Raw genomic sequence first — 13,370 nt, forward strand, 5'->3', positions numbered from 1 at the left:
GGAAGTGTTCCGGACGGGGGCACCGTTGGTGAGGCTGGTTACAGCCGCGCTCAGAGGCCGAGCTCGACCTCGAACTCGCCGGCCTCCAGGATCGCCTTGACCGAGGTCAGGTAGCGGGCGGCGTCGGCGCCGTCCACCAGACGGTGGTCGTAGGAGAGCGACAGGTACGTCATGTCGCGGACACCGATCACGGTGCCCTCCTCGGTCTCGATGACCGCCGGACGCTTCACCGTGGCACCGATGCCCAGGATGGCGGCCTGGTTCGGCGGCACGATGACGGTGTCGAAGAGCGCACCGCGCGAGCCGGTGTTGCTGATGGTGAAGGTGGCACCGGACATGTCGTCCGGGGTCAGGCCGCCCCCGCGGGCCTTGCCGGCCAGCTCGGCGGTCTTCTTCGCGATGCCCGCGATGTTCAGGTCGCCCGCACCCTTGATGACCGGGGTCATCAGGCCCTTCTCGGCGTCCACGGCGATGCCGATGTTCTCCGAGTCGAAGTACGTGACGGTCGAGTCGTCCTCGTTGATCCGGGCGTTGACGACCGGGTGGGCCTTCAGCGCCTGGGCCGCCGCCTTGACGTAGAACGGCATCGGGGACAGCTTGACGCCCTCGCGGGCGGCGAACGCGTCCTTCGCCCGGTTGCGCAGCTTCATCAGCTTCGTGACGTCGACCTCGACGACCGTCGTCAGCTGCGCCTGCGAGTGCAGCGCCTTCATCATGTTGTCGCCGATGAGCTTGCGCATGCGGGTCATCTTGACCGTCTGGCCGCGCAGCGGGGACGCCTCCAGCTTCGGCGCCTTCGAGGCTGCCGGAGCAGCGGCGGCGGCCGGAGCCGGGGTCGCGGCGGCGGCCTTGGCGGCCTCCGCGGCGGCGACGACGTCCTGCTTGCGGATCCGGCCACCGACACCGGTGCCCTTGACCGCGCCCAGGTCGACGCCGTTCTCGGCGGCGAGCTTGCGGACCAGCGGGGTGACGTACGCGCCGTCGTCACCGGAGGTCGCGGCCGGGGCCACCGGGGTGACCGGCGCCGGGGCGGCCACCGGAGCCGGGGCGGGAGCGGCCGGGGCGGGGGCCGGAGCCGGAGCGGCGGCCGCCGCCGGGGCCGGAGCAGGGGCGGCCGGGGCCACCGGAGCCGGCGCGGGAGCCGGAGCCGGAGCGGCAGCGGGCGCCGGAGCGGCCGGAGCCGGGGCAGCCGCCGGAGCGGCACCCGGGGCACCGATGACGGCGAGCTTGGCGCCGACCTCGGCGGTCTCGTCCTCGGCGACGACGATCTCCAGCAGCACGCCGGAGATCGGGGCCGGGATCTCGGTGTCGACCTTGTCCGTGGAGACCTCCAGGAGGGGCTCGTCCTCCGTGACCTCCTCGCCGACCTCCTTCAGCCAGCGGGTGACGGTGCCCTCGGTGACGCTCTCGCCGAGCGCCGGGAGGGTGACGTCGGTACCGGAGGCGCCACCGGCCGGGGCGGCGGCCGGAGCCTCGGCCGCGGGGGCCGGAGCCGGAGCGGCGGGGGCCTCGGCGGCAGGCGCCGGGGCGGCGGCGGGGGCCTCGGCGGGCTCGGCGGCCGGAGCCTCGGCGGCGGCCGGGGCGCCCGTGCCGTCGTCGATGACGGCCAGCTCGGCGCCGACCTCGACGGTCTCGTCCTCGGCGACCTTGATGGACGCCAGAATGCCGGCGGCGGGGGCCGGGATCTCGGTGTCGACCTTGTCGGTCGACACTTCGAGAAGCGGCTCGTCGGCCTCGACGCGCTCGCCCTCGGCCTTCAGCCAGCGGGTGACAGTGCCCTCGGTGACGCTCTCGCCGAGCGCCGGAAGGGTTACGGAAACCGACATGGTTTCAGTTGCTCCTTACGAAAGTGCGGAAGTAGGTCGTCGTCGCGCCCGGTCGACTGGATCAGTCGTGGGAGTGAAGCGGCTTGCCGGCCAGGGCCAGGTGGGCCTCGCCCATCGCTTCGTTCTGGGTCGGGTGGGCGTGGATGAGCTGCGCGACCTCGGCCGGCAGCGCCTCCCAGTTGTAGATCAGCTGGGCTTCGCCGACCTGCTCGCCCATACGGTCACCGACCATGTGGACGCCGACCACGGCACCGTCCTTGACCTGGACGAGCTTGATCTCGCCCGCGGTCTTCAGGATCTTGCTCTTGCCGTTGCCCGCGAGGTTGTACTTGAGAGCGACGACCTTGTCCGCGCCGTAGAGCTCCTTGGCCTTGGCCTCGGAGATGCCGACGGAGGCGACCTCGGGGTGGCAGTAGGTCACCCGCGGGACACCGTCGTAGTCGATCGGAACGGTCTTCAGACCGGCCAGCCGCTCCGCCACCAGGATGCCCTCGGCGAAGCCGACGTGCGCGAGCTGGAGCGTCGGGACCAGGTCGCCCACGGCCGAGATGGTGGGCACGTTGGTCTGCATGTACTCGTCGACGAGGACGTAGCCGCGGTCCATCGCGACCCCGGCCTCCTCGTAGCCCAGGCCCTGCGAGACCGGGCCGCGGCCGATGGCGACCAGCAGCACCTCGGCCTCGAAGGTCTTGCCGTCGGCGAGGGTCACGCGGACGCCGTCCTGCGTGTACTCGGCGCTCTGGAAGAACGTACCGAGGTTGAACTTGATGCCGCGCTTGCGGAAGGCGCGCTCAAGAAGCTTCGAGCTGTTCTCGTCCTCGACCGGGACCAGGTGCTTCAGGCCCTCGATGATCGTCACGTCGGTGCCGAAGGACGTCCACGCCGAGGCGAACTCGACGCCGATGACGCCGCCGCCCAGCACGATCGCCGACTTCGGGACGCGGTCCAGCTTCAGCGCGTGGTCCGAGGAGATGATGCGGTTGCCGTCGATCTCCAGGCCCGGCAGCGACTTCGGCACGGAGCCGGTCGCGAGCAGCACGTGGCGGCCCTGGACGCGCTGGCCGTTCACGTCCACCGAGGTGGGGGAGGAGAGCCGGCCCTCGCCCTCGATGTAGGTGACCTTGCGCGAGGCGATGAGACCCTGCAGACCCTTGTACAGGCCCGAGATCACGTCGTCCTTGTACTTGTGGACGGCCTCGATGTCGATGCCCTCGAAAGTGGCCTTGACACCGAACTGCTCCGACTCGCGCGCCTGGTCGGCGATCTCGCCGGCGTGGAGCAGGGCCTTCGTGGGAATGCAGCCGTTGTGCAGGCAGGTGCCGCCGACCTTGCCCTTCTCGATCAGAGCGACGTCCAGGCCCAGCTGCGCCCCGCGCAGGGCCGCGGCGTAACCGCCGCTACCGCCGCCGAGGATCACTAGGTCGAAAACGGTGCTGGCGTCGTTCGCCACGTCACGTCCTCCATGCATGTGCGCCGTACGCCGGGCCCCGTCGCTGGGGGATGACCGCCGGTCGGCTGGTGTTCGGCCGCTTTGTGTTTTTCGGCCCTGTGGTGGGGGCCCTGTCCTGCCGAGAACCCATCTTCGCACTAGTTGACGGTGAGCGGGACGCGGGGCCCGGGTCCGGGGCGAATGATCATCCGTCCCGGCCGGTCGCCGCCACGCGGACGCCCGTGGATTTCGTCGAGAGCGAAACCGGCCGGATTCCCGCGCGGTGGTACCGACGGGACAACGCCGAACGGCCCCGGAATCATGCCCGGGGCCGTACGGCGGGCCCGGGGCACCGGCCGGACGGCATCACACGCGCGATGCCGTCCGGCCGGTGCCGGGCCCGTGCTGCGGGGCTCGCGGCCTCAGCCGAGGTCGCCGGCGGCGGTGCGCTCGGCCAGCTTGACCAGCGTGCGGACCGAGGAGCCGGTGCCGCCCTTCGGCGTGTAGCCGTACGGCGCGCCCTCGTGGAAGGCCGGACCGGCGATGTCCAGGTGCGCCCAGGCGATGCCCTCGCCCACGAACTCCTGGAGGAAGAGACCGGCCACCAGGCCGCCGCCCATCCGCTCGCCCATGTTGGCGATGTCGGCGGTCGGGGAGTCCATGCCCTTGCGCAGGTCGGCGGGGAGCGGCATCGGCCAGGACGCCTCGCCGGCCTCCTCGGCGATCTCGTGGATCGAGGTACGGAAGGCGTCGTCGTTCGCCATGATGCCGAAGGTGCGGTTGCCCAGCGCCAGCACCATCGCGCCGGTCAGGGTCGCCACGTCGACGATCGCGTCCGGGTTCTCCTCCGAGGCGCGGGTCAGCGCGTCGGCGAGGACGAGCCGGCCCTCGGCGTCCGTGTTGAGGACCTCGACGGTCTTGCCGCTGTACATGCGCAGCACGTCACCCGGGCGGGTGGCGTTGCCCGACGGCATGTTCTCGGCCAGCGCCAGCCAGCCGGTGACGTTGACCTTCAGCCCCAGCCGCGCGGCCGTGACGACGGCGGCGAACACGGCGGCGGCGCCGCTCATGTCGCACTTCATCGTCTCGTTGTGACCGGCCGGCTTCAGCGAGATGCCGCCCGAGTCGTAGGTGATGCCCTTGCCCACCAGGGCCAGGGTCTTCTCCGCCTTCGGGTGCGTGTAGGCCAGCTTCACCAGGCGCGGGCCGTGCGTGGAGCCCTGGCCGACGCCCAGCAGGCCGCCGTAGCCGCCCTTGACGAGCGCCTTCTCGTCCAGCACCTGCACCTTGATGCCGTGCTCCTTGCCCGCGGCGGTGGCCACGGCGGCGAAGGACTCGGGGTACAGGTCGTTCGGCGGGGTGTTGATCAGGTCGCGGGCGCGGTTGATCTCCTCGGCCAGCGCGACGGCGCGCTCGGTGGCCGCCTTGAACGCCTTGTCGCGCGGCTTGGCGCCGATCAGGGCGACCTCGCCGAGCGGCAGCTTCGGACCGTTGCCGTTCTTCTTGCCCTTGGGGGCGAGCTTGTTCTCGCCCTGCTGGTACGCGGTGAAGGCGTACGCGCCCATGAGGGCGCCCTCGGCGATGGCCCCGGCGTCCTCGGCGGACTCGGCGGGCAGCGCGAAGCCGGCCTTCTTCGCACCGGTCAGGGCGCGGGCGGCCGAACCGGCGGCGCGGCGCAGCGCCTCGGCGTCGTACGCCTGGCCCTTCTCCGGGGCGGGGCCGAGACCGGCCGCGATGACGACCGGGACCTTGAGGCCCTCGGGCGCGGGGAGCTTGGTCACCTCGCCCTCGGCACCGGTGGCGCCCAGGGCTTCGAGGACGGCGGCGAGCTTCCCGCCGAACGCCTGGTCCACGGCCTCGGCGCCCGGCGCGAGGACCAGGCTCCCGGTCTTGGATGCAGAGCCCTTGGCGACGCCGACGACGAGTGCGTCGGCACGCAGCGTCGCCGCCCCGGCAGTGCTGAGAGTGAGAGCAGTCACGGTGGTGAAATCTCGCTTCCGTTGAGTTCGATGGCGGTCGAGGGATGGGCCGACCGTGCCCGGCGCATCGTAGACGCCCCCCGCAATGTGCCGGTAAGGAGCCTACGCGCGCCTTTGCGCCGGGATCACGGCGGCGGGCCGTCGATGGCTCGAAGCGCCTCCCGGCCCGCCTCCGGGGCCCGGACCCGGCGGGCGAGCACGTAGGGTCGTGCCGGAGAAGGACCGACCGGGGGAGAACCATGCACACCCGTGGGGCCGCGCGCCCGAGGACGGGCGGCGCACCGCTGCCCGCCGCCGTACTGCTGCTGGCCGTTCTCGTTCTGCTGACCGGCTGCGCCCCGGCGCCGGACGACCCCCGCCGGACCGCCCGGGACCACTGGCGGCCGAAACCCGGCCTCGGCTGGCAGTGGCAGCTCTCCGGCAGACTCGACCCCACGGTGGACGTGCCGGTGTACGACATCGACGGCTTCGACCACGCCGCCGCCGCCGTCGACGACCTGCACCGCCGGGGCCGCAAGGTGATCTGCTACCTCTCCACCGGCGCCTGGGAGGAATTCCGCCCGGACGCGGGGAAGTTCCCCGCCCGGGTGCTCGGCGAGGGCAACGGCTGGAAGGGCGAGCGCTGGCTCGACATCCGCCGCACCGACGTCCTGGAACCGCTGATGGAGAAGCGGATCGCGATGTGCGCCCGCAAGGGCTTCGACGCGGTCGAGCCCGACAACATGGACGGCTACCGCAACCGCACCGGTTTCCCGCTGACCGCCGCCGACCAGCTGCGCTACAACCGGCTCGTCGCCCGCATCGCCCACCGCCACGGCCTCGCCGTGGGCCTGAAGAACGATCTCGGCCAGATCCCCGCGCTGGAGCCGGACTTCGACTTCGCGGTCAACGAACAGTGCGCGCAGTACGAGGAGTGCGCGGAACTCTCCCCGTTCGTGAAGGCGGGCAAGGCCGTCTTCCACGTCGAGTACGAGCTGCCGGTCACCCGGTTCTGCGCGGACTCGCGGCGGCTGGGGCTCAGCTCCCTGCTGAAGAAGTACGAGCTCGGCGTCTGGCGCCAGGAGTGCCCGGCCTGATCCGCCGGACACTCCTAACCGAACGTCAGCACCACCAGCACGGCCGTCGCCGCCGTCTCCGCCAGCGCGCCGAACACATCGCCGGTCACCCCGCCGAACCGCCGCACACAGCGCCGCAGGAGCAACAGCGCCACCGCCGCGCCCACCACCGCCGCCCCCGCGCACCGCACCGCCCCGTACCCGCCGAGGAGCGCCCCCGCCGCCGCGCACCCCGCGACCACCACGGCCCCGACCGCCACCGCGCCGCCCACCGGCACCGTGCCCGCCACCGCCGCGCCCAGCCCCTCCGGGCGCGCCGCCGGCACACCCCGGCGGGAGGCCAGGGTGAGTGCCAGCCGGGCGGCCACCGCCGCGACCACCGTCGCCACCGCCCCGTCCGCCCAGCCCCGCGCGTACAACTGCTGCCCGGCCGCGACCTGCGCCAGCAGCACGAACAGCAGGGTGATCACACCGAACGGCCCGATGTCCGACTGCTTCATGATCCGCAGGGCCTGGTCGGCGGGCTTGCCGCTGCCCAGACCGTCGGCGGTGTCCGCGAGACCGTCCAGATGCAGCCCGCGGGTCAGCACCGCGGGAACGGCGGCCGAGGCGACGGCGGCCATCAGCGGACTCGAGCCGAGCAGCAGCGACAGACAGCCGGCCGCCGCCGCGAGCACCCCCACCACCAGCCCGGCGAGCGGCGCGCACAGCATCCCGGTCCGGGCGGTCCCCCGGTCCCAGCGGGTGACGCGGACGGGGAGCACGGTCAGGGTGCCGAAGGCGAAACGGACGCCGTGGCTGTTCAGGGAGGTCACGGCGCGCAGGCTAACCCCTGCCCCCGGCCGATAGATTGCCCGTAACGCGGCAAATCGCTACAGAACCGGCTTATCGGGAGTGGGTGGCATGGGTCACTGGTTCGATCGGAACATCGTCGAGCCCGGAAAGCTGCCGCTGCTCCTCGCCCTGGCCGCCTTCGTGCTCACCTTCGCCGTCACCCGGGTCGTCACCCGCATGATCCGGGCGGGGAAGGGCCCGTTCCGCGACTTCACCCCCGGCGGCCTGCACATCCACCACGTGGTCCCCGGTGTGGTGCTGAGCGTCGTCGGCGGCTTCGGCGCGGTCGCCAGCGGGCGCCACGGCGTCACCGCGGGGATCTGCGCCGTGATCTTCGGCGCGGGGGCGGGGCTGGTGCTGGACGAGTTCGCGCTGATCGTCCATCTCGACGACGTGTACTGGACCGAGGAGGGGCGCCGGAGCGTGGAGGTGGTCGCCCTCACCGCCGCGCTCGTCATGCTCGTCCTGGCCGGGTTCTCGCCGCTCGGCGTGAACGAGGTGAGCAGCGACGAGCAGCAGGGCCGGCTCGGGGTCCTGCTGACCGTGGCCGTGAACTTCTGCTTCGTCCTGATCGCCCTCTTCAAGGGCAAGGCGCGGCTCGCGGTCGTCGGCACGCTCGTCCCGTTCGTCGCCCTGGTCGCGGCGGTCCGGCTGGCCCGCCCCGCCTCGGCGTGGGCGAAGCGCTGCTACCGCGGTCGGCCCCGGGCGCGGGCCCGCGCCCTGCTGCGCGAGTACCACCACGACGTGCGCTGGGCGGGCCCCGAACGCAGACTTCAGGACCTGATCGGCGGCGCCCCCGACCGGGTGCCGCTCCCGCCCCGCAGGTCCTGAGCCCGGCGCCGGTCCCGGCGCCCCACGCAGGCGCAGAGCACGAGCACCGCGGCGATCGCCACCAGGTGCTCCTTGCCCGCCAGGTTGTCCTTCACGACCACCTCGACCGCCATCGCGACGATCACCAGGGCCCCGGTGAACCGGGCCCGGTGGACGAAGCAGACGTAGACGGCGAGGCCGACCACCGCGGCGGACGGGCCGGTGTCCACGATCCGGGCGTCCGAACCCGGCAGCCCCAGCGGCAGGTCGGGGCCGAGCGCGACACCGAGCCGCGCGTACAGCGTGCCCACCAGCGTCGCCAGGTACGCGATCGTCAGCGTGCGCCACCGGCCCAGGCAGATCTCGGCCGTCCCGAACACCACCAGGATCTGGATCAGCGCCCCCCAGACCGGCAGGTCCGGCGCCGGCACGAACAGCGACAGCGGGGTACGCGCCAGCGCCGCCCACCACGGGTCCTCGGCCCGCACCGCCCCCAGCGCCCGCACCGGCCCGGCACCCCACGACTGGTTCTGCACCACATGGAGCAGAGCGGTCAGACACACGGCGGCGAGCGTCATGGGCACCGCCCGCCAACGCTCGGCCACCAGCGCCCCGCGTACGGTCCCCACCAGCGGACCCCACTCCCGGCGGGCCGCCCGGCGCAGCGCGCCCGAACCTCTCATCCACGCGTCCCGAGCTGCGAGCGGTGCAGCCACTTGGGCAGTCCGGGCGCCTCCAGGAACCCCTCGGCGCGACCGGCCGAGATGCCGATGCGCAGCAGGTCGGCGCTCTTCTCGAACAGCATGAAACGTGGCTCCCAGATCGGCCGGTACTTGGCGTTGGCGCGGTACAGCGACTCGATCTGCCACCACCGGGAGAAGAAACTGAGCAGCGAGCGCCACAGCCTCAGCACCGGTCCGGCCCCGAGCCGCGAACCCCGTTCGAAGACGGACCGGAACATCGCGAAGTTCAGCGAGACCTGGGTGATCCCGATCTCGTCGGCGCGCCGCAGGAGTTCGATGACCATGAACTCCATCAGCCCGTTCTCGGAGTCCCGGTCACGGCGCATCAGGTCCAGCGACAGCCCGTGCGGCCCCCACGGCACGAAGCTCAGCACCGCCCGCAGTCGGCCCGGTTCCCCGTCCGCGTCCGGGGCGTCCCGGCACTCCAGCATCACGCACTGCCCGTCGGCGGGGTCGCCGAGCCGGCCCAGCGCCATCGAGAACCCGCGCTCGGTCGCCCCGTCGCGCCAGTCGTCGGCGCACCGCACCAGCTCGGCCATCTCCGCCTCGGGGATGTCCGCGTGACGGCGTACGGTCACCTCGTACCCGGCCCGGCGGACCCGGTTGTACGCCTGGCGGACGGTACGCATCGCCCGCCCCTCCAGGGTGAAGTCGGCGGTCTCCACGATCGCCTCGTCGCCCAGCTCCAGGGCGTCCAGGCCGTGCCGGGCGTAGATCGTGCCGGCCTCCTCGCTCACCCCCATCGCGGCCGGGATCCAGCCGTGCTCGCGCGCCTCGGCCAGCCAGGGCTCGATCGCCCCGGGCCAGGCCTCCGGATCGCCGATCGGATCCCCGGAGGCCAGCGACACCCCGCCGACCACCCGGTAGACCACCGCGGCCTTCCCGGTCGGCGACCAGATGACGCTCTTCTCCCGGCGCAGCGCGAAGTACCCGAGCGAGTCCCGCTCGCCGTGCCGGTCGAGCAGCGCGCGCAGCCGGACCTCGTCGTCGGGGGTGAGCGGGTCGACCGCCCGGCGGGAGCGGAACGCCGCGTACACCACGGCGATCAGCAGCAGCGTGGAGAGGACGTTGATCGAGACGTCGACCCAGCCCGGGGTGACGATCCCGGGGAAGGCGGCGTCGTTGTCGGCGACCGAGACCAGCCGCAGCGCCCCGTACCGCCAGCGGTCCGGGAAGGACGCCCGGTCGCTGTGCGGCGCGGTGTTGGTGAGGGTGACCAGCCCCGCGGCGATCAGCGAGGTGACCAGCAGTCCGCCGGCCGCGACGGCGGCCGCCAGCTTCGGGTTGGACCGGTCGCCCTTCGCGTAGAACTCCCGCCGGCCGAGGATCAGCGCCAGCACGAAGGCGGCGGTCAGCAGGAGCGAGACCCAGTTCTGCGCGTACGCCCGGACGTCCGGGAACATCAGCGCCAGGGCGAAGATCAGCAGGAAGAGCCCGCCGACCACCAGGTTCACGATCCAGGCGGCCCGCTTGCGGCGGCGCATCGTGATCGCCAGGAAGAGCGCGACGACCCCGGAGGAGAAACCCGCGGTGAGCAGGTAGGGGGTGAAGTAGTTCTCCGTGTTGTGGCGGCGCAGGTCGTTCCCGAGCGTGACCCAGACGGCGCTCAGGAAGTTGATGAAGCAGACGACCCGCAGATACCAGATCGCGAAGGCCGCGCCGCGCCGCGACAGTGTGGTGCTCGGCGGCCGGACGCCACCCCGTCCGGGTACTTCGGTGGTCACGCCGACCTCTCCCATGAAAAGCGATGATATGGGGCACAACGCGCGAGAGGGTTCGTGCTGCGGCCCGGTGTCCCGGTTCGCGGTACCACCGGTCCGCGAGCCCGGGCCGTGCCCGGCGGTTCCGGAGTCGGGCCGTTCCCGGCCCCGAGACCGCCGGACGCGACCTACGTCGCGTCGTCGTACGCGGCGCCCGCCGCCTCGCCCTCCGCGGCGGCCTCGCGCTCGGGCAGCTCCGCGGCGAGTGCCGCGGCGGCCCGGACGAGCGGGAGGGCGAGCAGGGCCCCGCTTCCTTCGCCCACCATGACGCCGTGGTCGAGCAACGGGTTGAGCGCCATCCGGTCCAGGGCCTTGGCCTGGGCCGGCTCACCGCTGCTCTGGCCCGCCAGCCACCAGTCCGGCGCCCGGAACGCCGCCCGCTGCCCCACCAGCGCACAGGCCGCGGAGACCACCCCGTCCAGGATCACCGGCAGCCGCCGCACGGCGCACTGGAGCAGGAACCCGGTCGTCGCCGCCAGGTCCGCGCCGCCCACCGTGGCCAGCAGCTCCAGCTGGTCCCCGAGGACCGGCCGGGCCCGCCGCAACGAGTCCCGGATCGCCGCGCACTTGCGCATCCACGCCAGGTCGTCGATGCCCGCGCCGCCGCGCCCGGTCACCACCGAGGCGTCCGTGCCGCAGAGCGCCGCGATCAGGGTGGCGGCGGCCGTCGTCCCGCCCACGCTCAGATCGCCGAGCACCACCAGATCGGTGCCCGAGTCGGCCTCCTCGTCGGCGATCCGCATGCCGAGCCGGACCGCCTGCTCGGCCTCCTCGGCCGTCAGCGCGTTCTCGATGTCGATCCGCCCGCTGCCGCGCCGCACCCGGTGCCGCACCACCGGCTCGGGCAGCAGCTCCGGGTCGCAGTCCAGACCGGCGTCGACGATCCGCACCGGCACGCCGAACTGGCGGGCCAGCACCGCGAGCGGCGTCGTGCCCTCCAGCGTGGCCCGCACCAGCTCGTGCGCGCTCCCGGCCGGACGCCCGGAGACGTCCAGCGAGGCCACCCCGTGATCACCGGCGAAGAGCACCACACGCGGCTGCTCGATCGCCTTGACCGGGACGGACTGCTGCGCGGCCGAGAGCCATTCCCCCAGCTCGTCCAGGCGGCCGAGGGCGCCCACGGGAACGGTCATGCGCTCCCGGCGTTCCTCGGCATCGCGCCGTACGCCGCCGTCGGGGCGTTCGATCAGATCGGAGAAGTCGTCCAGATTCACGGGGGTCTGCCTCGCGGTCGATGCGTCTGGTGGGCCGGTGAGCCCGGCGGCGGGCTCACTGCGGAACAGTACCCGCAGCCCTTGGGGCACCCGCCCGGAGCGAGGTCTTCCCTCCGCCACCCGCTCACCGCGCCCGCGCGGGCTCAGCCGCGCAGCGTCAGCACCTGCCCGGCCACCACCAGCAGCACCTGCTCGCACTCCCCGGCGACCGCCGCGTTCAGCCGGCCCAGCTCGTCCCGGAACCGCCGCCCGGCGGCCGTCGCGGGCACCACCCCCGAACCGGTCTCGTTGGTGACGGCGACGACCGTGCGGCGGGTGGCCCGCACCGCAGCCACCAGCTCGCCGGTCCGCTCCCGCAGCGCCGCCTCGCCGCCGCCCGCCCACACCGCGTCGTCCCAGGCGCCCACCCGGTCCATCGCGTCGGTCAACCAGAGCGACAGGCAGTCGATCAGCAGCGGCGGACCGTCCGCCGCCAGCAGCTCCGCCAGCTCACAGGTCTCCTCGGTCCGCCAGACGGCCGGCCGCCGCTCCCGGTGCAGCCCGACCCGGGCCGCCCACTCGGCGTCCCCCTCCCGGTCCCCGCCGGTCGCCACGTACACCACCTCGGGGAAGGTCTCCAGCCGCCGCTCCGCCTCCACCGACTTGCCGGACCTGGCCCCGCCCGTCACCAGCGTGCGCCGGGGCACCGCCGGGGCCGCCGCGTCCCCGCCCACCACCAGCGTCGTCCCGTCCGGCACGGCCCGCGCCCCGGCCGCGGCGAGCCGCCGCTCCAGCTCGGCGCCGGGCGGCGCGTCGTGGTCCAGGTGCACGGCGACGATCCCGGTGGCCGGGCCGACCGCCCCGGCGGCCCGCAGCCGCGCCACCGCGTCCGGCCGCCCCACCACGTCGCCGACCACCATGTCGTACGGCTCCGCGACCCGCTCCGGCAGCCCGGCGGGCGCGGCCGCCCGGGGCAGGTACAGCAGCCGGGCACCCTCCGGGCCCACGACCTCGTACCCGGTACCCGGCGCGTCCATCGGCACCGCCCGCACCCGGTGCCCGCTGATCAGCGTCAGCTCCCGCCCGTCCGGCACCCGGCCGGCCGGCGGCAGCCCGGCGGGCAGCTCCACGGCCGGGCCGTCGTGCGGATGGGTGAGCAGCACCTGCCGCACGCCGCCGAGCGAGTGACCCGCACGGGCCGCGGCGAACGCGGCGCCCGGGGTCAGATCGAGCAGCAGCGCGCCGTCGACCAGCAGCGCGGTCGCCGCCCGCGCCCCCGGCCCACGGGCGGCGGCACAGGCGGCGCAGGGACATTCGGGCCGCGGCAGCCCGTCGGGGGCTCCGGTGCCGAGCAGAGTCAGTTCCACGAGACGATCCTCCCGCGTACGCGCGCACGGTGCGCGACCTGGGGCCTTCCGGCCGGACGGACCCGGTCCGCCCGGCCGCCCCAGGCACTAGGCTGCGGGACAGCGAAATGACTTCAGGAGGCGGACATGGCGTGGACGTGGCGGTTCGAGAAGTCCGACGGTACGGAGACGGAGCCGGCCCTCCAGCCGGAGGAGTTCACCACCCAGGGCGACGCCGAGTCCTGGATCGGTGAGTACTGGAAGGAACTCCTCGACGGCGGGGCGGAACAGGTGACGCTCTTCGAGGACGCGACGAAGATCTACGGCCCCATGAGCCTCAGCGCCGACCAGGGCTGACCCGGTACCGTCCCGGCCCCCGTCGGGGGACCGGGACG

General features: G+C 73.5%; 11 protein-coding genes. 3 read left to right on the forward strand and 8 right to left on the reverse strand.

The features are described 5' to 3' along the window. Positions 1-50: 50 nt before the first annotated feature. The 3 genes from sucB to ACWC97_RS13500 form a co-directional block, all read right to left on the reverse strand. Positions 51-1,826 (reverse strand): 2-oxoglutarate dehydrogenase, E2 component, dihydrolipoamide succinyltransferase, encoded by a 1,776-nt coding sequence (gene sucB, locus ACWC97_RS13490; protein ID WP_450649280.1) that lies wholly within the window; start codon positions 1,824-1,826, stop codon positions 51-53. A gap of 61 nt (positions 1,827-1,887) precedes the next feature. After that, complete coding sequence (lpdA, locus tag ACWC97_RS13495) at positions 1,888-3,276, reverse strand: dihydrolipoyl dehydrogenase (RefSeq protein WP_352280390.1); 1,389 nt, start codon at positions 3,274-3,276, stop codon at positions 1,888-1,890. A gap of 401 nt (positions 3,277-3,677) precedes the next feature. Then, positions 3,678-5,234: a leucyl aminopeptidase gene (locus ACWC97_RS13500; protein ID WP_450649282.1), complete on the reverse strand. Its 1,557-nt coding sequence runs from the start codon at positions 5,232-5,234 to the stop codon at positions 3,678-3,680. 239 nt (positions 5,235-5,473) lie between these two features. Between ACWC97_RS13500 and ACWC97_RS13505 the strand changes: the two genes are divergently transcribed. Then, on the forward strand, positions 5,474-6,310 hold the full coding sequence (locus tag ACWC97_RS13505) for an endo alpha-1,4 polygalactosaminidase (RefSeq protein ID WP_450649284.1): 837 nt from the start codon (positions 5,474-5,476) through the stop codon (positions 6,308-6,310). Between the two features lie 14 nt (positions 6,311-6,324). Here ACWC97_RS13505 and ACWC97_RS13510 read toward each other — a convergent pair whose 3' ends face one another. Further along, positions 6,325-7,104, reverse strand: coding sequence for an adenosylcobinamide-GDP ribazoletransferase (locus ACWC97_RS13510; RefSeq protein WP_450649286.1), 780 nt, complete (start codon positions 7,102-7,104; stop codon positions 6,325-6,327). Positions 7,105-7,192: 88 nt separating this feature from the next. On the opposite strand from ACWC97_RS13510, the gene ACWC97_RS13515 reads away from it, so the two are divergent. Beyond that, positions 7,193-7,954 carry a hypothetical protein gene (locus ACWC97_RS13515; protein WP_352280386.1) on the forward strand — a complete coding sequence of 254 codons (762 nt, stop codon included), beginning with the start codon at positions 7,193-7,195 and terminating at the stop codon, positions 7,952-7,954. Here the strand turns inward: ACWC97_RS13515 and ACWC97_RS13520 are convergent. The 4 genes from ACWC97_RS13520 to ACWC97_RS13535 form a co-directional block, all read right to left on the reverse strand. Next, on the reverse strand, positions 7,897-8,616 hold the full coding sequence (locus ACWC97_RS13520) for a hypothetical protein (RefSeq protein ID WP_450649288.1): 720 nt from the start codon (positions 8,614-8,616) through the stop codon (positions 7,897-7,899). The two genes, ACWC97_RS13515 and ACWC97_RS13520, sit on opposite strands and share 58 nt — an antisense overlap. Beyond that, a complete protein-coding gene (locus ACWC97_RS13525; protein WP_450649290.1) occupies positions 8,613-10,415 on the reverse strand; it encodes a phosphatidylglycerol lysyltransferase domain-containing protein in 1,803 nt (600 codons plus the stop codon). The genes ACWC97_RS13520 and ACWC97_RS13525 overlap by 4 nt, the downstream gene beginning before the upstream one ends. Positions 10,416-10,564: 149 nt before the next feature. Further along, positions 10,565-11,650: a nicotinate-nucleotide--dimethylbenzimidazole phosphoribosyltransferase gene (gene cobT / locus ACWC97_RS13530; protein ID WP_450649292.1), complete on the reverse strand. Its 1,086-nt coding sequence runs from the start codon at positions 11,648-11,650 to the stop codon at positions 10,565-10,567. Positions 11,651-11,793: 143 nt separating this feature from the next. Then, positions 11,794-12,996, reverse strand: a complete 1,203-nt coding sequence (locus tag ACWC97_RS13535; protein ID WP_450649294.1) for a bifunctional adenosylcobinamide kinase/adenosylcobinamide-phosphate guanylyltransferase — start codon at positions 12,994-12,996, stop codon at positions 11,794-11,796. A gap of 126 nt (positions 12,997-13,122) precedes the next feature. Between ACWC97_RS13535 and ACWC97_RS13540 the strand changes: the two genes are divergently transcribed. Then, the gene (locus ACWC97_RS13540; RefSeq protein WP_352280381.1) at positions 13,123-13,332 is read left to right on the forward strand and encodes a hypothetical protein; all 210 of its coding nucleotides are present in this window, start codon (positions 13,123-13,125) and stop codon (positions 13,330-13,332) included. The last annotated feature ends 38 nt before the right edge of the window (positions 13,333-13,370 follow it).

It is taken from the genome of Streptomyces sp. NPDC001108, from assembly GCF_053598535.1.

Excerpts from the sequence above, each read along its gene's own strand:
- ACWC97_RS13515 (WP_352280386.1), top strand. The coding sequence starts at position 7,193 with ATGGGTCACTGGTTCGATCGGAACATCGTCGAGCCCGGAAAGCTGCCG.
- ACWC97_RS13540 (WP_352280381.1), top strand. The coding sequence starts at position 13,123 with ATGGCGTGGACGTGGCGGTTCGAGAAGTCCGACGGTACGGAGACGGAG.
- ACWC97_RS13505 (WP_450649284.1), top strand. The coding sequence starts at position 5,474 with ATGCACACCCGTGGGGCCGCGCGCCCGAGGACGGGCGGCGCACCGCTG.
- ACWC97_RS13520 (WP_450649288.1), bottom strand. The coding sequence starts at position 8,616 with ATGAGAGGTTCGGGCGCGCTGCGCCGGGCGGCCCGCCGGGAGTGGGGT.
- sucB (WP_450649280.1), bottom strand. The coding sequence starts at position 1,826 with ATGTCGGTTTCCGTAACCCTTCCGGCGCTCGGCGAGAGCGTCACCGAG.
- ACWC97_RS13525 (WP_450649290.1), bottom strand. The coding sequence starts at position 10,415 with ATGGGAGAGGTCGGCGTGACCACCGAAGTACCCGGACGGGGTGGCGTC.